Source organism: Citrobacter sp. CRE-46, assembly GCF_059615875.1.
This window is the reverse complement of the sequence record NZ_CM184341.1, coordinates 406,855-427,005: the sequence shown is the minus strand read 5'-3', so window position 1 is coordinate 427,005 and position 20,151 is coordinate 406,855. Positions and strand designations below refer to the sequence as shown.

Below are 20,151 nucleotides of genomic sequence, written 5' to 3'. Positions count from 1 at the left end.
CCCTATGGAGAGAGCACGGGACTTAGGTTTTAATCCTGTGGCTTATTTACCACGGGCTTCAATAACGGCCTGAGCAACGTTGTTCGGCGCATCGTCGTACTTCAGGAACTCCATGGAGTAAGAAGCACGGCCTTTGGTCAGAGAACGCAGCTGGGTTGCATATCCGAACATTTCAGACAGCGGAACTTCAGCATGGATAACAACGCCAGTGACGTTGGATTCCTGACCACGAAGCATACCACGACGGCGGCTCAAGTCACCGATAACGTCACCGGTGTTCTCTTCCGGAGTCTCTACTTCAACCTTCATGATAGGCTCAAGCAGAACTGGTTTCGCTTTCTTAAAGCCATCTTTGAAGGCGATAGAAGCGGCCAGTTTAAACGCCAGCTCAGAGGAGTCAACGTCATGGTAAGAACCGAAGTGCAGACGCACGCCCAGATCAACAACCGGGTAACCAGCCAGCGGGCCAGATTTCAGCTGTTCCTGGATGCCTTTATCAACGGCCGGGATGTATTCGCCAGGAATTACACCACCTTTGATGTCGTTGATGAACTCGTAGCCTTTCGGGTTTGAACCCGGCTCCAGCGGGTACATGTCGATAACAACATGACCGTACTGACCGCGACCACCAGACTGCTTAGCGTGTTTACCTTCGATATCGGTAACTTTCGCGCGAATCGCTTCGCGGTAAGCAACCTGAGGTTTACCGACGTTCGCTTCAACGTTGAATTCACGCTTCATACGGTCAACGATGATGTCGAGGTGCAGCTCACCCATACCAGCGATAATAGTCTGGTTAGATTCTTCGTCAGTCCATACGCGGAAAGACGGGTCTTCTTTAGCCAGACGGCCCAGAGCCAGACCCATTTTTTCCTGGTCAGCTTTGGTTTTCGGTTCTACCGCGATGGAGATTACCGGCTCAGGGAATTCCATACGTTCCAGAATGATCGGGTGATCCGGGTCACACAGAGTGTCACCAGTGGTCACGTCTTTCAGACCGATTGCAGCAGCGATATCGCCCGCGCGAACTTCTTTGATCTCTTCACGTTTGTTGGCGTGCATCTGAACGATACGGCCAAAACGCTCACGTGCAGTTTTCACGGAGTTCAGGATGGTATCACCGGAGTTAACCACACCAGAGTACACACGGAAGAAGGTCAGGTTACCCACGAACGGGTCGGTAGCGATTTTGAATGCCAGAGCAGCAAACGGCTCATCATCGCTAGCGTGACGCTCAGCCGGAGTATCTTTACCGTCGTCCAGAATACCGTTGATCGCAGGTACGTCGACTGGGGATGGCAGGTAATCAATTACCGCATCCAGCATCGCCTGAACACCTTTGTTCTTAAATGCAGAACCACAGGTTACCAGGATGATTTCGTTGTTCAGAACGCGCTGACGCAGAGCTTTTTTGATCTCTTCTTCAGTCAGTTCTTCACCACCCAGGTATTTCTCCATCAGCTCTTCTGAAGCTTCCGCTGCGGACTCGATCAGGTTCTGGTGCCATTCGTCAGCCAGTTCCTGCATGTCAGCCGGGATATCTTCATAAGTGAAGGTTACGCCTGCATCTTCTTCGTTCCAGTTGATGGCTTTCATTTTCACCAGGTCAACAACACCGGTGAACGCTTCTTCAGCGCCAATCGCCAGCTGCAGCGGAACAGGGTTCGCGCCCAGACGGGTTTTGATCTGACCAACAACTTTCAGGAAGTTCGCACCCATACGGTCCATTTTGTTAACGAACGCAATGCGCGGAACTTTATATTTGTTTGCCTGACGCCATACGGTTTCAGACTGAGGCTGAACACCACCAACTGCGCAGTAAACCATTACTGCACCATCAAGCACACGCATGGAACGTTCTACTTCGATAGTGAAGTCAACGTGCCCCGGGGTGTCGATGATGTTTACGCGATGCGGTTCATACTGCTTAGCCATACCAGACCAGAATGCAGTAGTCGCTGCGGAGGTGATAGTAATACCACGCTCCTGCTCCTGCTCCATCCAGTCCATGGTGGCTGCGCCGTCATGAACTTCACCGATTTTATGGTTTACACCGGTGTAGAACAGAATACGTTCGGTAGTAGTGGTTTTACCGGCGTCGATGTGCGCACTGATACCGATGTTACGGTAGCGCGCGATGGGTGTTGTACGAGCCATTTGATTCCTCGTTTATCTTTTAGGCGTTCAATTTAAGTAGCCCAAAGCGGGCTGCTTACTGGAAGCGCCCGCCTGGTGACTAAAACTCCGAAGGGATTACCAACGGTAGTGTGCGAACGCCTTGTTGGCTTCTGCCATACGGTGAACGTCTTCACGTTTCTTAACTGCAGTACCTTTGTTTTCTGCAGCATCAGAAAGTTCGTTCGCCAGGCGCAGAGCCATGGATTTATCACCGCGTTTACGAGCAGCTTCAACGATCCAACGCATTGCCAGGGCATTACGACGGACCGGACGGACTTCAACTGGTACCTGATAAGTAGAACCACCAACGCGGCGAGACTTAACTTCGACAGTCGGGCGCACGTTTTCGAGAGCTACTTCGAAAGCTTCCAGTTCGTTTTTACCAGAACGCTGAGCCAGGGTCTCCAGCGCGCTGTATACGATAGTTTCGGCAGTAGATTTTTTACCATCTACCATCAGGATATTTACAAATTTAGCCAGCAGTTCTGATCCGAACTTCGGATCCGGCAGAATTTTACGCTGACCAATGACGCGACGACGTGGCATGGAAATACTCCGTTGTTAATTCAGGATTGTCCAAAACTCTAAGAGTTTAGTTTGACATTAATATAAAACGTTTGGCCTTACTTAACGGAGAACCATTAAGCCTTAGGACGTTTCACGCCATACTTGGAGCGTGATTGCTTACGGTCTTTAACGCCGGAGCAGTCAAGCGCACCACGAACGGTGTGGTAACGAACACCCGGGAGGTCTTTTACACGACCGCCACGGATCAGGATCACGGAGTGCTCCTGCAGGTTGTGACCTTCACCACCGATGTAGGAAGTCACTTCAAAACCGTTAGTCAGACGAACACGGCAAACTTTACGCAGTGCGGAGTTCGGTTTTCTAGGGGTGGTAGTATATACACGAGTACATACGCCACGTTTCTGCGGGCATGCTTCCAGCGCAGGCACGTTGCTTTTTGCAACTTTGCGTGCACGTGGTTTGCGTACCAGCTGGTTAACTGTTGCCATTAAATAGCTCCTGGTTTTAGCTTTTGCTTCGTAAACACGTAATAAAACGACCTCATACAATATGAGGACGCAGAATTTTAGGTCGGTGTCGAAAAGGTGTCAAGAAATATACAACGATCCCGCAATTACCAGGACATCTGGTTGGGATGCTTCACCGTAAGTCTGACGAAGTCAGTATAGCTAACCCTGACGACACTGTCTGAAATTTGACCATCTAACCCGCGAGCTTTAATGTCTTCTTCCAGTACAGAGACCTTAATGGAGGCATTTTGCAGACTTTCAAGGAAACGGCTTCCTTCTATTGCGGCAGTCACGCCATCCTGGAGCAGTAAAAGCTCATCGTCTTTTTCAATCAGGCGAAGAAGAGAGGAGAAATCAGTAAGCCACGCGGAGCGGTGTAGTGTGTGCAGCATGAGAGTCTCAAAACCTTAAAATGACATCATAATTACCTAGCTCACGGCGCAAATCTTCAGGTTCCAACGGCGTGGCATCAACCACAAAATTAACACCCTGCTGAAGACCCCGCTCACGTAATGAGGCGGCACAAAGCCAACATTGATCGATATCGTACAACTCCAACAGCTTGAACGTTGCGATATAGTTGCGAGCCAGAACGACATCCGGTTGTTGACCCTGGAGGATCTGGAACACGCCATCGCCGATAAAAAACACGCCGAGACCTTCCGTTAGCGCAGATGTCGCCAGTAAGGCATCTAACCCTTCACGGCCGGATGCGCTGCCGTGCGGCACGGTAGAAAAGACAAAAGCAACCCGTTTCATTAAAACTGCACCACGCGATCGCAGGTCAGGGACGCCTCAGCCAGCGAACCCAGCCCGCTGAGATTGAAACCTGATTGTAGATTAGCACCTGCCAGCCCAAGCCGCTTTGCTTCAACTTCATCAACAACGCCGCGGCGCAACGCCGCTGCAACGCAGATATTTAGCGTCACGCCATGTTGTTGGTTCAGCTGTTGCCAGGCTCGTACCAGATCATACTCATCGCTGGCGGGCGAAGTCAGGAAGTTGGCGTTATACACACCTTCACGATAGAAAAATACGCTGCTTAACTCATGCCCTTCCTTGAGTAGCGCGTGGGCAAATTGCAACGCGCTACTCGCCTGCTGTGTACCATAAGCAGGTCCCGTCACCATGATGGTAAAGCGCATTACTTGTCTTGCCCCTGGAAATCGCCGCTTTTGAACTGGCGAATATAGAGGTAGACCGTGTGCTTGGAGATATTCAGCCGATCGGCGACCTGGTTAATCGCATCTTTAATATCGAAGATACCTTTCTCATACAGATTCAGGACAATCTGGCGGTTTTTCGCATTGTTGGATACATTGCGATCGGCATTCACTTCTTCGATCGTGAATTCCAGCGTCTGGGTGACCAGATCTTCGACTGAAGAAGCAAAGTTCACGGCAGAGCCCACTTCCGGGGTTTCCGGTGGGATAAAGGTATTCATTATCTGCGAGAATGGCACATCGAGGTTCATGTTGATGCACAGCAGACCAATCACGCGATGCTCTCGGTTACGAATGGCAATCGTCACCGACTTCATCAAGACACCGCTTTTCGCACGTGTGAAGTAACACTTCGACACGCTGCTATCCGCACCCGTCATATCATGCAGCATACGCAAAGCAAGGTCGGTTATCGGTGAACCAATTTTACGGCCCGTGTGTTCACCGTTCGCAATGCGGATAGCCGAGCATTTCAAATCCTGCAAAGAGTGCAATACGATTTCACAATGGGAACCAATGAGCATCGCCAACCCGTCCACTACCGCTTCATAGGATTTAAGGATATCGAAGTCAGTTTGATCGAAAGGACGTTGATCCAGTAAATCTAGCTCACTGGTTTCGTTGGTTAAAAGCGACCTGGACATGAAAAAAAGCACTCCTTTTCAGGAGCCTGTCGTTATGTTGTCAGGGCAGGCTCATCACTATTATAGGGGCATCTAAAGTAATACAGCGCACAAGGCGCTTTCCAGTATTAATTATATCCTGTCGATAATAAAAAACCGCCGCCCTGTGGGCGGCGGTTATTGTTCGCTTACTTTTTGCTGCTATCTGCAGCTTTATCGGCCGGTGCAGCATCTGGCTGTGCCTCGGCTTTCGGTGCCGGTTTGATGTCTAACAGTTCAACATCAAAGACCAGCGTAGAGTTGGCCGGAATACCCGGAACCCCGGTTTTGCCGTAAGCCAGATCCGGTGGGATAACCAACTGAATTTTACCGCCTTTCTTGATGTTTTTCAGACCTTCGGTCCAGCCAGGGATAACACCATCAAGACGGAAAGAGAGCGGCTCGCCACGGGTGTAGGAGTTGTCAAACTCTTTACCATCAATCAGCGTACCTTTGTAGTTTACAACCACGGTATCGCTGTCTTTCGGCGCAGCGCCGGTACCTTCTTTCTCTACTTTGTAGATCAAGCCGGTGGAAGAGGTTTTAACGCCTTTCTCTTTAGCAAATTTCTCGCGGTAAACTTTACCTTTGGCTTCATTGTCAGCCGCGTCTTTTTCCATTTTCGCCTGAGCGGAGCTCTTCACGCGCGCTTCAAACGCCTGCAGAGTTTGTTCGATTTCCTGGTCAGAGAGCTTGCTCTTGTCAGCAAACGCATCCTGAACGCCAGCGATCAGCTGATCTTTATCCAGTTTGATGCCCAGCTTTTCCTGCTCTTTCAGGGAGTTTTCCATATAACGACCCAGTGACGCGCCCAGCGCGTAAGCGGATTTTTGGTCGTCATTCTTGAATGCTGCTTTGCTGTCAGCAGTAGCGGCTGGTTTCGCAGCATCAGCAGCGAAGGTGATCGGGGCATGCAGAGCAACAGCCATTGTGGTCGCCAGCAGCGTTACTTTAAACAGTGATTTCATCCATATCTCCAGGGCCGGGGCATCTCACCCCAGGGTTATCTAACATAAAAATGTACTATAAAGCGTTGCAGAACAAATCAACATACAGGCACGCCCTATTATCACCACTTTTCAGACTCTTTTTGTTTAAATTAGTTTCGTTGCCGAAGATTGAGTGCTGTGCAAACAGGCAAAGTTAAGTAGAATTCGCCGCAGTCCGCGATCTGCCGGAGAAAAAAGAAAGAGGTGAATCATGCAGGATACAACATTGGAAACTCGCCTGGCCGAGCTGGAAAGCCGCCTGGCATTTCAGGAAATCACCATTGAAGAGCTCAACGTGACGGTAACTGCGCATGAACTGGAAATGGCTAAACTACGCGATCATCTGCGTCTGCTGACTGAGAAGCTGAAAGCCACGCAGCCGTCCCACATCGCGTCGCAGTCCGAAGAGACCCCACCGCCGCATTATTAAGACATAAAAAAAGCGGGGATATCCCGCTTTTTTGTGCCCGATGGCGCGAACACTTAGCAGGCCTACTCACATATACCCAAAGGATTTCAAATCACAGCAAGGCGGCAAGCTTGAGGAAGTCCCGGGAGCATAGATAACTATGTGACCGGGATTTGAAAGCGCAGCCAACACCGCTGTGGGTTGAAAGACGAAGGGTATTAGTGGCAACCGCAGCCGCCGTTACCTTTACCGCCACCGCCGCAGCAGCCTTCGCCACCGTGCTCGTGACCATGGTCGTGGCCGTGACCACCGCAGCAACCATCGTGACCGTGGTCATGATCGTGGTCGTGACCGTGCGCGCCGTGAACGTGGCCATGAGCCAGTTCTTCTTCGGTCGCTTCACGAATCGCTACAACTTCTACGTTGAATTTCAGGTTCTGGCCAGCCAGCATGTGGTTACCGTCAACCACAACGTGGTCGTCTTCCACTTCGGTAATTTCTACCGGTACTGGACCCTGGTCAGTTTCAGCCAGGAAACGCATGCCAACCTGCAGTTCGTCAACGCCCATGAAGACGTCTTTAGGAACGCGCTGCACCAGGTTTTCGTCGTACTGACCGTAAGCGTCGTTTGCGCCAACAGCAACGTCGAATTTGTCGCCAACTTCATGACCGTCCAGCGCTGTTTCCAGGCCAGAAATCAGGGAACCGTGACCATGCAGGTAGTCCAGCGGTGCACTCACCGGAGACTCATCAACCAACACACCGTCTTCTGTACGTACCTGATAGGCCAGGCTGACCACCAGGTCCTTTGCTACTTTCATGATATCTCCTGAGCATGGAAAGAATAGTGGCGCAGATTGTAGCGGAATTCTGCACCCGTGTACCCTCTAGCTTAAAAAAAGCTGCGCCATATCGCTAGTCCGGATGAAAAATCCCGATCACTTGCTCTTCTTTGCGAACATGTTCGCGCGCCTCTTTATCGGCTTCCCGCATCTGATGCCCGCACTTAACACACTCAACAATATCGATATTATTTTCGCGCCACATCGCCAGCGTATCCTGCGCCTGGCAGGACGGACATTTTGCGCCTGCAATAAAACGTTTACGAATTGCCATGATTACCTCTACTCAAATTCATCCCAGCCATCCAGCTGACGCCGCTCTTGCTGCATCTCACGTTGGAAAATTTCCTCCAGTTCACGCCGGGCTTCCCTGGCTCGCGAGATTTGTACCGTGTCTGTATGCATGGGAATCAATTCCCGCAACATGCGCATATCGAGCCGCCGAAAATGCAGCTGAGCGCGCTGAGCCTGGTGCGGATGCATCCCCAACGTGACCAGCGTTTTACGCCCCAACTCCAGCGCACTGGAGAACGTTTCGCGGGAAAACTGCGTCACCCCGGCCTGTAATAACTCATGCGCCTCTACACGTCCGCGCGCTCGCGCAAGAATATGCAAATGCGGAAAGTATTGTTGGCAAAGCTCCACCAGTTTCATGGTGTCTTCGGGTTCATTACAGGTAATGACGATGGATTGCGCCGCCTCTGCCCCCGCAGAACGCAACAGATCCACTTGGGTGGCATCTCCGTAATAGACCTTATAACCATATTTGCGCATCAGATTCACAGCGCTGATATCTCGCTCCAGGACGGTAATACGCATTTTATTGGCCATCAGTAAGCGACCAATAACCTGACCAAAGCGTCCAAACCCCACGACAATGACCTGCGGTTTATCATCCTCCACCCAAGGTTTTTCATCTTCTTCATCCGGGCCGTTAAACTGGCGGGAGAGCCATTTATCAATCAGCTTCATCACCAGCGGCGTGGTCATCATCGACAACGTGACGGTCACCAGTAGTAGCGCCATTTGATCGCCCTGAAACAATCGTTGCGAGGATGCCGTTGAAAACAGCACGAAAGCGAATTCACCGCCCTGGCTTAACACGCCGGCAAACTGCATTCGTTCAGAGCTTCTCATGCCGTTCAGTCGTGCCAGCACATACAACACCAGCATCTTCACGACCACCAGCACGATTACGCTCGCCGCTACCCACAGAATATGGGTATAGAGCACGCCGAGATTGAGCGACATGCCGACGGAGATAAAAAACAGTCCGAGCAACAGGCCCTTAAAGGGATCGATTGCCGTTTCCAACTCATGGCGGTATTCGCTTTCCGCCAGCAGCACGCCCGCGATAAACGTTCCCAGCGCCATCGACAATCCCAGCGCATCCATAAATAGCGCGGAACCCAGTACCAGCAGCAGCGTAGCGGCGGTGAACACTTCCCGCACGCCAGAACCCGCAATGAAGCGGAAAACAGGGCGCAGCAAATAGCGTCCGCCAATCAACATGCCGGCGAAAGCCAACACCTTCATGCCCACTTTGATCCAGTCAAAATGTTCATCAGCAGACCCCGCCAGCAGTGGAACCAGCGCCAGTGCGGGGATTACTGCCAAATCCTGGAACAGCAGCACCGAAAAACCCAGTTGCCCGGATTCGCTGCGGTTCATGCCTTTTTCGCGCATCAACTGTAGCGCCATGGCGGTCGATGACATCGCCAGACCAATGCCGCCGACCACTGCCGCTTGCCAGGAGAATGCGGTCAGCATCAGCAAGCCAGCCAGTACCACTGCGCTCAACATCACCTGCGCGGCACCGACGCCAAAAATTGAACGCCGCAATTGCCATAACTTGGCCGGGTTAAGTTCCAGCCCAATGATGAACATCAAAAAGACGACGCCCAGTTCGGAAAAGTGCAGGATTTCATCTACATCGCTAATGAATCCTAATCCCCACGGACCGATAGCGATCCCCGCCAGCAAGTATCCTAATACCGGGCCAATACCCAGCCGCGATGCCAGCGGCACCGCAGCGACCGCCGCGAAGAGGAACAACACTCCCGCGGTCAATAAATCAGAACCTTCCATCAGCGGCCTCCCACAGGAATCGGATTCGCCAGCCAGTCACCGTACGCTTTAGCATGGCTGTCCAGCTCCTGCTTCGTTTGCCGCCTTGCCCAGTAAACGATGATTGGGCTCATCCAGTGCATGCGGCACATACCGGCCGTTAGCTCAAAAGGGCGCAGTACATCGCTCATCGGATAACGGTTCAGCGCGTCATAACGGTACGCGCTTTCCGGTTCACCGGTGGTGATGACGCTTCGCCAGTACTTTCCCGCCAGTTGATTCCCTCCGGGACCGCTGGCAAATCCGCGGCTCAGTACACGGTCAAGCCACTCCTTTAACAGCGCCGGGCAGCTATAGGTGTAGAGAGGATGCTGAAAAACAATCACATCATGCTCACGCAACAGCGCCTGCTCATGCGGAATGTCGATGAAAAAATCAGGATAGTGCGCGTAAAGATCGTGCACGGTCACATTACTGAGCTGCATGGCCGGTTTAAGCAGAACCCGGTTCGCGACCGAGTCCTGAGATTCCGGATGGGCATACAGCAGCAACACTTTCGCTGGCTGGAACATCATCCCCCTCCCGGTTTTGTCTTTTGTCTATTTTCGACGTTTTGGGCTACCATGGCGCCTCAGTGCGGCAAACGGCCCACACATTACATTATCATAATGATAAATTAACATAGTCTGAACATACGGCGCCTTATGATTGTTTTCTCATCGTTACAAATTCGTCGCGGCGTGCGCGTCTTGCTGGACAATGCCACGGCCACCATTAATCCAGGGCAGAAAGTTGGTCTGGTGGGCAAAAATGGCTGCGGTAAATCTACTCTGCTGGCATTGCTGAAAAATGAACTCAGCGCTGACGCCGGAGGATTTACCTATCCGGGAAACTGGCAGCTCGCCTGGGTGAATCAGGAAACGCCAGCGTTGCCACAGCCCGCGCTGGAGTACGTGATTGACGGCGACCGCGAGTATCGTCAACTGGAAGCGCAGTTGAACGATGCCAACGAACGTAACGATGGACACGCCATTGCCACCGTCCATGGCAAGCTGGATGCCATTGACGCCTGGACCGTACGCTCACGTGCGGCAAGCCTGCTGCATGGCCTCGGCTTCTCCAATGAACAGCTTGAACGTCCGGTCAGCGATTTTTCCGGCGGCTGGCGTATGCGTCTTAACCTGGCGCAGGCGTTGATTTGCCGTTCAGACCTGCTGCTGCTTGATGAACCGACCAACCACCTCGATCTTGACGCGGTGATCTGGCTGGAAAGATGGCTGAAAAGCTATCAGGGCACGCTGATTCTGATTTCCCATGACCGCGACTTCCTCGACCCGGTGGTGGACAAAATTATTCATATCGAACAGCAAACCATGTTCGAGTACACCGGCAACTACAGCGCGTTTGAAATCCAGCGTGCGACCCGCCTCGCGCAGCAACAGGCGATGTACGAAAGTCAGCAGGAGCGTGTGGCGCACCTGCAAAGCTATATCGATCGTTTCCGTGCTAAAGCAACCAAAGCAAAGCAAGCGCAGAGCCGTATCAAAATGCTGGAACGTATGGAGCTCATTGCCCCGGCGCACGTGGACAACCCGTTCCACTTCAGCTTCCGTCAACCGGAAAGCCTGCCAAACCCGCTATTGAAGATGGAAAAGGTCAGCGCCGGCTATGGCGATCGCGTCATTCTCGATTCGATCAAACTGAATCTGGTGCCGGGTTCACGCATTGGCCTGCTCGGTCGTAACGGTGCGGGTAAATCAACCCTGATTAAGCTGCTGGCGGGTGAACTGGCCCCCATCAGCGGTGAAATCGGTCTCGCCAAAGGCATTAAACTGGGTTACTTCGCGCAGCATCAGCTGGAGTTTTTACGTGCCGATGAATCGCCCATCCAACACCTGGCGCGCATGGCGCCGCAGGAACTGGAGCAGAAACTGCGCGACTACCTCGGCGGATTCGGCTTTCAGGGCGATAAAGTCAGCGAACAGACCGCCCGCTTCTCCGGTGGTGAAAAGGCGCGTCTGGTGCTGGCATTGATCGTCTGGCAGCGCCCGAACCTGCTGCTGCTTGATGAACCGACTAACCACCTGGATTTGGATATGCGTCAGGCGCTGACCGAAGCGCTGATCGATTTCGAAGGCGCGCTGGTCGTGGTCTCGCACGACCGTCATCTGATTCGCTCCACTACCGACGACCTCTATCTGGTGCACGACAAGAAAGTCGAGCCGTTTGACGGCGATCTGGAAGATTATCAACAGTGGCTGAGCGATGTGCAGAAACAGGAAAACCAGAGCGACGAACCGGCGAAGGAGAGCGTGAACAGCGCCCAGGCGCGTAAGGATCAGAAGCGTCGCGAAGCTGAACTCCGCACCCTGACGCAGCCGCTGCGCAAAGAGATCACCCGTCTGGAAAAAGAGATGGAGAAACTACAGGCGCAGTTGGCACAGGCGGAAGAGAAACTCGGTGATAGCGAACTCTACGATCAAAGTCGCAAAGCCGAACTCACTGCCTGTTTGCAGCAGCAAGCGAATGCAAAATCCGGGCTGGAAGAGTGTGAAATGGCCTGGCTGGATGCGCAGGAACAACTCGAACAGATGCTGGCCGACTAACGATGGGAAGACGATGATGAATCAGCTGACGACCAACGATATTACCTTCCGCAAGCTGAGCATCTTCATGACCTTTATGGAGAAGGGTAACATCGCCCGCACCGCCGAGGCGCTGAACATCAGCGGCGTTAGCGTTCACCGGGCGTTACACACGCTGGAAGAGAACGTTCGTTGCCCGCTGTTCGTTCACAAAGGGCGTAATCTTATCGCCCAGCCCGCAGCGTGGACATTGCTGGAGTACTGCCAGGAAGTCACCCAATTGATGGAACGCGGGCTGGAAGAGGCGCGCAAAACGGCAGGCGTGGGTCAGGGCCGTTTACGCGTTGGCACGCTCTACTCACTGACGCTGGAGACGGTACCGCACCTGATTATGGGCATGAAGCTGCGCCGCCCGGATCTGGAGCTGGATCTCACCATGGGCTCCAACGAAGCGCTGCTGAAGATGCTGGAAGACGGCGTGCTGGACGCCATCCTCATCTCCATTTCCGAAAGCGAAATCGACCGCAACAGCCTCGAAGTGCTGCCCCTGTTCCACGACGATATCTACCTCGCCGCACCGATGTCAGCTACGCTGGACGCCACCATGAAGGCGGACCTGCGCCACTATCGCAATGAGAAATTTGTCTCGCTGGCGGAAGGATTTGCCACCTACGCCGGTTTTCAGGAAGCATTTCATATCGCCGGGTTTGAGCCTGAAATCGTTACCCGCGTCAACGACATCTTCTCCATGCTCAGTCTGGTACAGGCAGGGGTGGGTTTCTGTTTAATGCCGGGGCGAATGAAGAAAATGTATGAGAATACCGTGAAGCTGCAAAAACTGGCTGAGCCCTATCAGATGCAGCAGCTTATCGCGATTGTCTTTGCCCGCAACCGCGAGCGCGACCCAAGCCTGTTAGCTCTGGCCGCCGAAGGACGCATGTACGCCAGGACGCTGAACCAGAACGTCTGAATCGCCGGATGGCGACGCTTCGCGTCTTATCCGGCCTACATCAGATGCGAGCCGTAGGCCCGATAAGCGCAGCGCCATCAGGCAATCACATCACGCACGAAGGCGTTTCGCCAGATGCACGGCAACATCGACGCCGCTGCGCTCCAGAGAAATAGACTCCCCTTCCCACGCGGCCTGACGCGTCAGGCAGGTCAGTACGCCACCGGGCGGCATTTCAATCGCCAGCCGCGCTTCACGTTCGTTAGCGGAAATCACCGCCTCCTGCCAACGCACCGTGCGCGCCATATTCATCGCCAGGTCATCAGCAATACGCTCCGGCTGCCACAGCACGCGTCCGGTACTGCCGCTCAGGTAGGCATAGCGCGGACGGGAAAGCGTCACGCGGCTAAACGCTTCAACCAGCTTGTGCGCGGGCTCGGCCAGCAGTTCACAGTGCGACGGCACGCTCACCGCCAGACGAGAAGCCTTACTGGCCCCTTTGGCCATCGCGCGTTTTGCCACTTCCGCCATCGCTTCATCGGTACCCGCAATCACAATCTGCGTTTCGGCATTCAGGTTGGCAATATAGGTTTCGCTGTCTGCCACCAGGCTTTCCACCTGACTTAACGTTAGCCCCATAATCGCCGTCAGGCCGTAGCCGTGCGGATAAGCCTGCTCCATTAAGTCACCGCGCAGCGCCACCAGCATCAGCGCATCGGCAAAATCGAGCGCACCGGCAACCACCGCCGCCGGGTACGCGCCAATGGAGAGTCCACTGAGGATATCGGGCGCGACGCCACGACGTTCCAGCTCACGCGCCCAGGCAACGCCGGCAATCAGCAAAGACAGTTGAACGGCTCGGGTATGTTTCAACGCTTCAGGGCTATCCAGCGTATCCACCTCGGCCCCCAGCACGTCACGCGCCTGAGCGAGCTCCGCCCCCGGAAGGTTTTGCAGCATACCTTCGTGCTGTGTCCCCTGCCCCGGGAAGGTAAACAGAATTTTCATGACTCCTCCCTGCCCCACGGATCGCGCACCAGTTGCGGCCCCTGTGAGGTTTTTAACAGCGCTTTTCCATCACGCAGCCATTCATTGAGGGCAAAGCCGCCGCGCGGAGTATCCACTTGAGTATCTGCCCGGCACAGTTCGCCCGTCAGCTGCTGCTGCCACTTCTCCAACGCTTGTCGGGAGAGCGGCTGAGGCGCGCGGATCAGCAGATCCAGATCGCTTGCCGCATGGATCACCGGGATCCCGGTCGCCAGCGCATAGCCGGTACTCCCGGTAATGCCCCACGTCCACGGCCACGACTGCTGGGCCAATAATAAAGCCACCTGAAGCGGCGGCTGAGAGATAAAGGGCGAACGCAGCAGCGTCTGCGGGTCCACCAGCGATTCCGGCGAGCAGACGCGAACGACCGCCTCCGCTTTCACCCAACCGGCGGCGCGCTGGTCGCGCTTCATCCCGCGGACGCCCACGGGAATACGCCCCTGCGCATCAACATCACGCCGCACGACCACCGGCAGACCGCTATGCCAGACGGTATCCACCCAGGATTCCGTGACATCCTCGAGCGCGTCGCGTGCGTTCAGCCAGATAAGATCGTGTGGACGTAATGTTGTGCTCATGATTTAGATTCCTGAAGTCAGCGAGATAAACAGCGGCAGCGACAGGATACACAGTACAGAGCTCAACAGCAGCACGGCTTCTGCATCTGGAGACTGCACGCCAAAGCGGTTACCGAACACCACTCCGAAGAAGCCCGCGGACAGTGCAATCATCAGGATGGCAGTGATAGCCACGGAACCATGCAGGCCGAAAATCAGCACGATACCCCAGGCAATGGCCGGTTGAATCAGCAACTTAGCGATGGTGGAAGTAATCACCACGGTATTGATCTGCAGTTTACGCGCAGAGAGGATCACACCAGTCAGGAACAGCGCCGCCGCAGTAGCAGACAGACCCAGCGGTTTGATCGCCGCCAGCACCAGCTCCGGCATTTTAATACCAATGGCGGAAAGGATAACCCCCAGCAGCGGGCCCATTACGATCGGTTTTTTAATCGAGCGCCACATCAGTACCGGCAGCATAGAAAGCGTAGAACCGGAGTTACCGCCTTCCGCACGCGCTTTTTCGCGTTCGAGGATCAGCAGGCAGAACGGTGTCATCAGTACGGAACCGCAGGCGATGGAAACGGCAACGGAAAGCGAGGTGGAAGAGGTTTCACCCAGCACGCTACCCAGAATCGGCAGACCCAGCGCGGCATAGTTTGGCAGCGCAACGGTCAGGGTCAGCACGGCGGCATCCTGTGGAGATTTCTTGAAAACTTTGGTCGCCATAAAGTAGATAGCGGCATAGGTAATCCACATCGCCAGCGTCAACACCACAATCAGCGGTGACTGAGCCACGATACCGGCCCACGGCGTTTGTACCGTGGCGCTAAACAGCGCTGCGGGTAACGCAAAGTCCATCACGAAAATATTGAGCAGGGAGACATTCTTGTTGTCGACCATTTTGGCCTTCCCGGCCCAGAATCCCAGCAACATGATGACGAAAATCGGAGCAAGAGCATGAACAATTACGTAAGTCATATTTCACCTGTAATCTTAAAAGAAGTAGCACTGACGCGATGATTGTTATTTTTCGGATGCAGCGACCCACGCGGGTGCAGTCACTGCACCCGCGGAGCCGTACATCCGGCAGGTCTCTTTTTTTACTTACCAGCTTGCTCGCATGCGTTCGCGTACGAGGGCAGAGCTGCGGCGATTGTCGGCACCCAGACGGCTTTTAAGCGTAGGGTCCTGACGCGCGTCGTTGATGGCCTGTTGCAGGGTGTTTTTCACCAGCGCCAGGTCTTGTGCGGATGGGGCATCCGGGTTGCTGATATCCAGCAGGTTTTCCAGCAGGCCCAGGGTGGCGTAGTTGCTGATGTCATAGGCCATCGGCGGAATGGTTGCCGCCAGTTTTTCCAGCGCCTCAACGGTACGCAGGGTAATGCGCGCCGCGGACTCTTTGCCCATCGCGTGAATCAGTACGCCTTTATCGTTGAAGGCGATCAGACGGTTTGCCTGGTAGCCGTGCGCCAGAAATGCCCCGGACATCGCTTTACCGACGATAAGACCAATCACCGGGTGGCCTGCCAGACGCGCATTGGCATACGCCGCAGCCGCGCCAGCCAGCGCCTGATGAATGCCAAAGCCTTCTTCACGACGACCATAGGCCTGGCTGGCGACGTCAATCACCGCCACAATCGGGCGCTTGACGGCTTTATCGGCATCGGCGGCGATGGTTTCACTGACGACTTTCGCAAGCCACCAGCCTTCCAGCAGACCGACTTCACCTTTAGTGGCGCGCGGATAGTGGTTATGGGCATCCGGAACGACGGCGATAAAGCGCACGTTTTCACCGTTCAGCTCGCCATCAGCGGCCTGTACGGACGCGCACAGCCCTGCAATACGTTTGGCGCCTGGCGCCAGCGTTTCCAGCCATAATTCGCCACGGCTAATTACGTTACTCATCATTTCACCTCCCGGGCGAAGAGCGCTCTAATCTGTTCTGAATCGGCCTGTTTGCGGGTATCAAAATGGCTCAGGCGGTCGAGATACCAGTCGTAATTATCGGTGCGATGTTTTGCCGGAACGCCTTTCGCCAGCGCCTCGTTCATGGCGGCTTTCACCGCGTTCACACCGTCGTTGACCAGTGCTTCTACCAGCCCGCTTTCGTAGCGAACTTCACCACCGGTCATGCTCCAGATGAACGGACGGTCGCGGGAGTCATACTCTTCAATCCCGGCTTCCTGTTCGATTACCTGCGGGCCGTTCAGGCCGAGACGCGCTTCGCGGGTCACAATCAGATAGCTACACAGCGCCGCCGCGATGGACATCCCGCCGAAGCAGCCCACAGTACCGGCCACAATGCCAACCACCGGGGTGTAACGACGCAGATCCACAATCGCCGCATGAATATCGGCAATCGCCGCCAGACCGAGGTTCGCTTCTTGTAAACGAACCCCGCCGGTTTCCAGGCTCAGCACCGCCTGAGTAGGAATACCGTTACGGTTATCTTCCGCCGCCAGCTCCAGCGCCGCTGCCATTTTGGCACCGGACACTTCGCCCATGCTGCCGCCCTGGAACGCGCCTTCAATCGCTACAACAACGGCCGGTTTACCATTGATGGTGCCTTTTGCCACGACCATGCCGTCATCGGCCTGTGGAACAATGCCCTGTGCGCCGAGCCACGGCGACATCACGCCTTCAAATGGGTCGAGCAGTTCACGGTAGCTGCCTTCATCCAGCAGCGCATGCGCACGCTGGCGTGCTTTTAATTCGATAAAACTGCGGTCATCACGCATAGCTCACCTCTTCAAAAACCTGTTCGATACGGATGCGCGCCACGCCCGGCGTCGCGCCGAAGTCATGGATGGTCAGTTTGCCGGCAGGCAGGCTGCTGACCGTCTGCAGACGGTTGAACAGCGCTTCCCAGCGGCGGGTGCTGTTATTGACAGAAGTGGTGATATCAATGGTTAATGTCTGGCCCTGGTCGGCGGTGAATAACACCTCCATATCCCCGGAGCCCACAACGCCTGCCAGCGCTTTGCCGCTTAAGGTGCGGCTGGCCGGTACGGTTAACGTAATGTGTTCCATAACATCCTCTTAATGCTTTAAATACGGCGATTCGGCGTGATTTCGACGCGATCGAGAAATAGCGTGGCTGCGAGCAGGTCAGCCGCGCCGCCCGGCGAGGCGTTTAGCGCCAGCATCTGGCTATCCAGTTCCGCTAATGCCGCCTGACCCGCCGGGTGCGCGCTGCCGCCTGCATTCAACACGGCGCGCGCGCCCTCCTGCATGGCATCAAGCCCTTCCAGCCCGGCACGAGAAAGTACGCAGGTATCGGTCAGCGAGGTCATGATGGCCATCAGCGCATCCAGCCTCGCGTGCGTCTCGCTACTACCGCGCAGGCGGCTTAAACGCAGTTGCGGCAGCGCGCGCTGCATCACGTGCGGAAACGCCTGCTGAGCTTCTTCACGAGCGCCCGGTACACGATAACGATGCGTCGCGCGAAGCCCTTTGCTGAACACTTTCGGCGCTGCGTCATCCGGCAGCTTCGCCAGTTCCGCTGCGGTAGCGGCTATCTGCTGCGCGCCACCGGCACCACCGTGCATCGCAACGGCGCTCACCAACAACCCCAGCGCCCAAATCGCGCCGCGGTGGGTATTCACGCCGTGGGTCGCGGCCATCATCTGCTGCTCGCCCTCACGGCCGAGTCGCCCTATGGTTTGTCTGAGCGCAATATCCGCTGGACGCTGCCAGCTTTGCTGCGCCAGCGCCTGAAACGTAGGGGTCAGGCTATGTGCGGAGCACTCCATTAGCGAAAGCGTAAGATCGTGGTGCGCACCGTTCCCCCGACTGTCCACCAGACCGGGTTTCGGGCTTAATCGTGCTTCGTCTATCAGACACTGCGTGGCGGTTCGCGCCAGCCACTCGGCACCGCCTTCAACCTGAATCTGGGGCAGAAGTTTCATTACCAGCTCCGGAATTTCGCAGGTGGGTTGTAAAGACCGTCGGACCATTCCACCAGGTCAGCGACGCTACCGGCTGCCAGCAGCGAACGGGTGGCATCGGTACGACGAATGCCCATATCTTCCGGATAGACCACCTTGCCGCTCTGACGCAGTTCGGCAACGCGCTTAGCATCAACGCCCAGCCCGATATCGGTGATCCCTGCTACCGCAGCCACCATCGCACGGCGCTCTTCAAGATCTTTGGCGCGGTAGAGGTAGGCGATACCTTCTTCGGTCAGCACGTGGGTTACGTCATCGCCGTAGATCATTACCGGTGCCAGCGGCATACCGGAGGCTTTCGCCACGTCAACCGCGTCCAGTTTTTCGACGAAGGTTGGCTTCACGCCCGCCTGGAAGGTTTCGACCATCTGCACCACCAGTTTTTTACCGCGCTGCATTGGGTCGGGTTCGGTGATCATATTCAGCCAGGCTGGCGTTGCATGACGACGACCGTGCGGGTCGTGACCCATGTTTGGCGCGCCGCCGAAGCCAGAAAGACGGCCGCGGGTCACTGTGGAGGAGTTAGCGTAGCCATCAACCTGCAGGGTGGAGCCGATAAACATATCTACCGCGTACTGGCCAGCCAACTGGCAGAAGGCGCGGTTAGAACGCATCGAGCCGTCGGAACCGGTAAAGAAGATGTCTGGGCGGGCGCGGATATACTCTTCCATCCCCAACTCGCCGCCGAAGCAGTGCACGCTTTCTACCCAGCCGCTCTCAATTGCCGGAATCAGCGTTGGATGCGGGTTCAGGGTCCAGTGCTTACAGATTTTGCCTTTCAGACCGAGCTGTTCACCGTAGGTTGGCAGCAACAGTTCAATCGCCGCGGTGTTGAAGCCGATACCGTGGTTCAGCGACTGTACCTGATGTTCTGCGTAGATGCCTTTAATCGCCATCATCGCCATCAGGATGTGTTCCTGTTTGATCAGGCGCGGGTCGCGGGTAAACAGCGGTTCGATAAAGAACGGTTTGTCGGCGACAACCACGTAGTCAATCCAGGAACCCGGAATATCCACGCGCGGCAGGTCGCATTCGTCGTCCACCAGCTCGTTCACCTGTGCGATGACGATACCGTCGTGGAATGCAGCAGCTTCCACCAGCGCCGGGGTATCTTCGGTACTCGGCCCGGTGTAGAGGTTACCTTTACGGTCAGCTTTATAACCGGCAATCAGCGCCACGTTCGGGGCCAGGTCAACATAAAGACGGGAATAGAGTTCGATATAGGTGTGGATGGCGCCGATTTCCAGTTGGCCATCTTCCAGTAGTTGCGAAATACGCAGGCTTTGGGTACCGGAGAAGGAGAAGTCCAGCTTGCGGGCGATGCCTTTTTCAAAGATATCCAGATGCTCGCTGCGCCCGACGCTTGGCATAATCATATGCAGGTCGTGCACAATCTGCGGATTGACTTCAGCCAGCATGCGGGACAGGAAATCTGCCTGCTTCTGGTTATTCCCTTCTAATACCACGCGGTCACCCGGCGCGATCAGTTTTTCCAGCATCGCGGTCAGGTCTGCGGTCGGCAGCACCTTACCCTGCACCGGAACGGAAGCCAGACGGCGCTGTTTTTCCGTGCGGCGGGTGTTCCAGACTCGTGCTGGCGTTTGCCCAGATAACATTATTAACCTCCTGATTCAGCTAATCATTTTGATTGCT

The 20,151-nt window shown here is 55.0% G+C and carries 23 protein-coding genes; 3 read left to right on the top strand and 20 right to left on the bottom strand.

Annotation, left to right across the window (positions count from 1 at the left end; genetic code table 11):
* Positions 1 to 42: 42 nt before the first annotated feature.
* From fusA to fkpA, 8 genes are all read right to left on the bottom strand, one after another.
* Positions 43 to 2,157: an elongation factor G gene (gene fusA, locus AC534G_RS02015; protein WP_038634754.1), complete on the bottom strand. Its 2,115-nt coding sequence runs from the start codon at positions 2,155 to 2,157 to the stop codon at positions 43 to 45.
* Between the two features lie 96 nt (positions 2,158 to 2,253).
* Entirely contained in the window at positions 2,254 to 2,724 is a 471-nt protein-coding gene (gene rpsG, locus AC534G_RS02010) for a 30S ribosomal protein S7 (RefSeq protein ID WP_003023657.1), read from the bottom strand.
* 95 nt (positions 2,725 to 2,819) lie between these two features.
* Complete coding sequence (gene rpsL / locus AC534G_RS02005; RefSeq protein WP_448843155.1) at positions 2,820 to 3,194, bottom strand: 30S ribosomal protein S12; 375 nt, start codon at positions 3,192 to 3,194, stop codon at positions 2,820 to 2,822.
* A gap of 125 nt (positions 3,195 to 3,319) precedes the next feature.
* Positions 3,320 to 3,607, bottom strand: coding sequence for a sulfurtransferase complex subunit TusB (tusB, locus tag AC534G_RS02000; RefSeq protein WP_038634759.1), 288 nt, complete (start codon positions 3,605 to 3,607; stop codon positions 3,320 to 3,322).
* A gap of 7 nt (positions 3,608 to 3,614) precedes the next feature.
* On the bottom strand, positions 3,615 to 3,974 hold the full coding sequence (gene tusC / locus AC534G_RS01995) for a sulfurtransferase complex subunit TusC (protein ID WP_038634761.1): 360 nt from the start codon (positions 3,972 to 3,974) through the stop codon (positions 3,615 to 3,617).
* Positions 3,974 to 4,360 carry a sulfurtransferase complex subunit TusD gene (gene tusD, locus AC534G_RS01990; RefSeq protein ID WP_038634764.1) on the bottom strand — a complete coding sequence of 129 codons (387 nt, stop codon included), beginning with the start codon at positions 4,358 to 4,360 and terminating at the stop codon, positions 3,974 to 3,976. Before tusD ends, tusC begins: the two co-directional genes overlap by 1 nt.
* Positions 4,360 to 5,082: a helix-turn-helix transcriptional regulator gene (locus AC534G_RS01985; protein ID WP_003023643.1), complete on the bottom strand. Its 723-nt coding sequence runs from the start codon at positions 5,080 to 5,082 to the stop codon at positions 4,360 to 4,362. The genes tusD and AC534G_RS01985 overlap by 1 nt, the downstream gene beginning before the upstream one ends.
* A gap of 167 nt (positions 5,083 to 5,249) precedes the next feature.
* Positions 5,250 to 6,068 (bottom strand): FKBP-type peptidyl-prolyl cis-trans isomerase, encoded by an 819-nt coding sequence (gene fkpA / locus AC534G_RS01980; RefSeq protein WP_038634767.1) that lies wholly within the window; start codon positions 6,066 to 6,068, stop codon positions 5,250 to 5,252.
* Positions 6,069 to 6,300: 232 nt separating this feature from the next.
* Here fkpA and AC534G_RS01975 point away from each other — a divergent pair, with 232 nt between their 5' ends.
* Entirely contained in the window at positions 6,301 to 6,519 is a 219-nt protein-coding gene (locus AC534G_RS01975) for a protein SlyX (RefSeq protein ID WP_038634770.1), read from the top strand.
* A 197-nt stretch (positions 6,520 to 6,716) separates the two neighbouring features.
* Here the strand turns inward: AC534G_RS01975 and slyD are convergent, their stop codons facing one another.
* The 4 genes from slyD to kefG all read right to left on the bottom strand — a co-directional run bounded on the left by slyD (position 6,717) and on the right by kefG (position 9,979).
* Positions 6,717 to 7,319 (bottom strand): peptidylprolyl isomerase, encoded by a 603-nt coding sequence (gene slyD / locus AC534G_RS01970; protein ID WP_006687368.1) that lies wholly within the window; start codon positions 7,317 to 7,319, stop codon positions 6,717 to 6,719.
* A gap of 94 nt (positions 7,320 to 7,413) precedes the next feature.
* The gene (locus AC534G_RS01965) at positions 7,414 to 7,614 is read right to left on the bottom strand and encodes a YheV family putative zinc ribbon protein (protein WP_016154768.1); all 201 of its coding nucleotides are present in this window, start codon (positions 7,612 to 7,614) and stop codon (positions 7,414 to 7,416) included.
* Positions 7,615 to 7,622: 8 nt separating this feature from the next.
* Positions 7,623 to 9,428: a glutathione-regulated potassium-efflux system protein KefB gene (kefB, locus tag AC534G_RS01960; protein ID WP_038634774.1), complete on the bottom strand. Its 1,806-nt coding sequence runs from the start codon at positions 9,426 to 9,428 to the stop codon at positions 7,623 to 7,625.
* The gene (gene kefG, locus AC534G_RS01955) at positions 9,428 to 9,979 is read right to left on the bottom strand and encodes a glutathione-regulated potassium-efflux system ancillary protein KefG (protein ID WP_003023629.1); all 552 of its coding nucleotides are present in this window, start codon (positions 9,977 to 9,979) and stop codon (positions 9,428 to 9,430) included. The genes kefB and kefG overlap by 1 nt, the downstream gene beginning before the upstream one ends.
* Positions 9,980 to 10,111: 132 nt before the next feature.
* Between kefG and AC534G_RS01950 the strand changes: the two genes are divergently transcribed.
* Both AC534G_RS01950 and AC534G_RS01945 read left to right on the top strand, forming a co-directional pair.
* Positions 10,112 to 12,013, top strand: a complete 1,902-nt coding sequence (locus tag AC534G_RS01950; protein ID WP_085048984.1) for an ABC transporter ATP-binding protein — start codon at positions 10,112 to 10,114, stop codon at positions 12,011 to 12,013.
* A gap of 16 nt (positions 12,014 to 12,029) precedes the next feature.
* On the top strand, positions 12,030 to 12,962 hold the full coding sequence (locus AC534G_RS01945; RefSeq protein ID WP_110498776.1) for a LysR family transcriptional regulator: 933 nt from the start codon (positions 12,030 to 12,032) through the stop codon (positions 12,960 to 12,962).
* A 90-nt stretch (positions 12,963 to 13,052) separates the two neighbouring features.
* Here the strand turns inward: AC534G_RS01945 and mdcH are convergent, their stop codons facing one another.
* The 8 genes from mdcH to mdcA form a co-directional block, all read right to left on the bottom strand.
* Entirely contained in the window at positions 13,053 to 13,949 is an 897-nt protein-coding gene (gene mdcH, locus AC534G_RS01940; RefSeq protein ID WP_110496674.1) for a malonate decarboxylase subunit epsilon, read from the bottom strand.
* Positions 13,946 to 14,566, bottom strand: coding sequence for a malonate decarboxylase holo-ACP synthase (locus AC534G_RS01935; RefSeq protein WP_110496672.1), 621 nt, complete (start codon positions 14,564 to 14,566; stop codon positions 13,946 to 13,948). The genes mdcH and AC534G_RS01935 overlap by 4 nt, the downstream gene beginning before the upstream one ends.
* Positions 14,567 to 14,569: 3 nt before the next feature.
* Complete coding sequence (locus AC534G_RS01930) at positions 14,570 to 15,529, bottom strand: AEC family transporter (RefSeq protein WP_079225899.1); 960 nt, start codon at positions 15,527 to 15,529, stop codon at positions 14,570 to 14,572.
* A 126-nt stretch (positions 15,530 to 15,655) separates the two neighbouring features.
* Complete coding sequence (mdcE, locus tag AC534G_RS01925; protein WP_110496670.1) at positions 15,656 to 16,456, bottom strand: biotin-independent malonate decarboxylase subunit gamma; 801 nt, start codon at positions 16,454 to 16,456, stop codon at positions 15,656 to 15,658.
* Positions 16,456 to 17,289: a biotin-independent malonate decarboxylase subunit beta gene (locus AC534G_RS01920; RefSeq protein ID WP_038634789.1), complete on the bottom strand. Its 834-nt coding sequence runs from the start codon at positions 17,287 to 17,289 to the stop codon at positions 16,456 to 16,458. Before AC534G_RS01920 ends, mdcE begins: the two co-directional genes overlap by 1 nt.
* A complete protein-coding gene (gene mdcC / locus AC534G_RS01915) occupies positions 17,282 to 17,581 on the bottom strand; it encodes a malonate decarboxylase acyl carrier protein (protein ID WP_069323817.1) in 300 nt (99 codons plus the stop codon). Before mdcC ends, AC534G_RS01920 begins: the two co-directional genes overlap by 8 nt.
* 17 nt (positions 17,582 to 17,598) lie before the next feature.
* On the bottom strand, positions 17,599 to 18,459 hold the full coding sequence (locus AC534G_RS01910; protein WP_110496668.1) for a triphosphoribosyl-dephospho-CoA synthase: 861 nt from the start codon (positions 18,457 to 18,459) through the stop codon (positions 17,599 to 17,601).
* A complete protein-coding gene (gene mdcA, locus AC534G_RS01905; RefSeq protein ID WP_110496666.1) occupies positions 18,459 to 20,114 on the bottom strand; it encodes a malonate decarboxylase subunit alpha in 1,656 nt (551 codons plus the stop codon). Before mdcA ends, AC534G_RS01910 begins: the two co-directional genes overlap by 1 nt.
* Positions 20,115 to 20,151 lie beyond the last annotated feature (37 nt).

Excerpts from the sequence above, each read along its gene's own strand:
- fkpA (WP_038634767.1), bottom strand. The coding sequence starts at position 6,068 with ATGAAATCACTGTTTAAAGTAACGCTGCTGGCGACCACAATGGCTGTT.
- kefB (WP_038634774.1), bottom strand. The coding sequence starts at position 9,428 with ATGGAAGGTTCTGATTTATTGACCGCGGGAGTGTTGTTCCTCTTCGCG.
- tusC (WP_038634761.1), bottom strand. The coding sequence starts at position 3,974 with ATGAAACGGGTTGCTTTTGTCTTTTCTACCGTGCCGCACGGCAGCGCA.
- AC534G_RS01975 (WP_038634770.1), top strand. The coding sequence starts at position 6,301 with ATGCAGGATACAACATTGGAAACTCGCCTGGCCGAGCTGGAAAGCCGC.
- AC534G_RS01930 (WP_079225899.1), bottom strand. The coding sequence starts at position 15,529 with ATGACTTACGTAATTGTTCATGCTCTTGCTCCGATTTTCGTCATCATG.
- fusA (WP_038634754.1), bottom strand. The coding sequence starts at position 2,157 with ATGGCTCGTACAACACCCATCGCGCGCTACCGTAACATCGGTATCAGT.
- mdcE (WP_110496670.1), bottom strand. The coding sequence starts at position 16,456 with ATGAGTAACGTAATTAGCCGTGGCGAATTATGGCTGGAAACGCTGGCG.
- tusD (WP_038634764.1), bottom strand. The coding sequence starts at position 4,360 with ATGCGCTTTACCATCATGGTGACGGGACCTGCTTATGGTACACAGCAG.
- rpsL (WP_448843155.1), bottom strand. The coding sequence starts at position 3,194 with ATGGCAACAGTTAACCAGCTGGTACGCAAACCACGTGCACGCAAAGTT.
- AC534G_RS01965 (WP_016154768.1), bottom strand. The coding sequence starts at position 7,614 with ATGGCAATTCGTAAACGTTTTATTGCAGGCGCAAAATGTCCGTCCTGC.
- mdcC (WP_069323817.1), bottom strand. The coding sequence starts at position 17,581 with ATGGAACACATTACGTTAACCGTACCGGCCAGCCGCACCTTAAGCGGC.
- slyD (WP_006687368.1), bottom strand. The coding sequence starts at position 7,319 with ATGAAAGTAGCAAAGGACCTGGTGGTCAGCCTGGCCTATCAGGTACGT.
- AC534G_RS01950 (WP_085048984.1), top strand. The coding sequence starts at position 10,112 with ATGATTGTTTTCTCATCGTTACAAATTCGTCGCGGCGTGCGCGTCTTG.
- kefG (WP_003023629.1), bottom strand. The coding sequence starts at position 9,979 with ATGTTCCAGCCAGCGAAAGTGTTGCTGCTGTATGCCCATCCGGAATCT.
- AC534G_RS01945 (WP_110498776.1), top strand. The coding sequence starts at position 12,030 with ATGAATCAGCTGACGACCAACGATATTACCTTCCGCAAGCTGAGCATC.
- AC534G_RS01935 (WP_110496672.1), bottom strand. The coding sequence starts at position 14,566 with ATGAGCACAACATTACGTCCACACGATCTTATCTGGCTGAACGCACGC.
- AC534G_RS01910 (WP_110496668.1), bottom strand. The coding sequence starts at position 18,459 with ATGAAACTTCTGCCCCAGATTCAGGTTGAAGGCGGTGCCGAGTGGCTG.
- AC534G_RS01985 (WP_003023643.1), bottom strand. The coding sequence starts at position 5,082 with ATGTCCAGGTCGCTTTTAACCAACGAAACCAGTGAGCTAGATTTACTG.
- AC534G_RS01920 (WP_038634789.1), bottom strand. The coding sequence starts at position 17,289 with ATGCGTGATGACCGCAGTTTTATCGAATTAAAAGCACGCCAGCGTGCG.
- rpsG (WP_003023657.1), bottom strand. The coding sequence starts at position 2,724 with ATGCCACGTCGTCGCGTCATTGGTCAGCGTAAAATTCTGCCGGATCCG.
- mdcA (WP_110496666.1), bottom strand. The coding sequence starts at position 20,114 with ATGTTATCTGGGCAAACGCCAGCACGAGTCTGGAACACCCGCCGCACG.
- tusB (WP_038634759.1), bottom strand. The coding sequence starts at position 3,607 with ATGCTGCACACACTACACCGCTCCGCGTGGCTTACTGATTTCTCCTCT.
- mdcH (WP_110496674.1), bottom strand. The coding sequence starts at position 13,949 with ATGAAAATTCTGTTTACCTTCCCGGGGCAGGGGACACAGCACGAAGGT.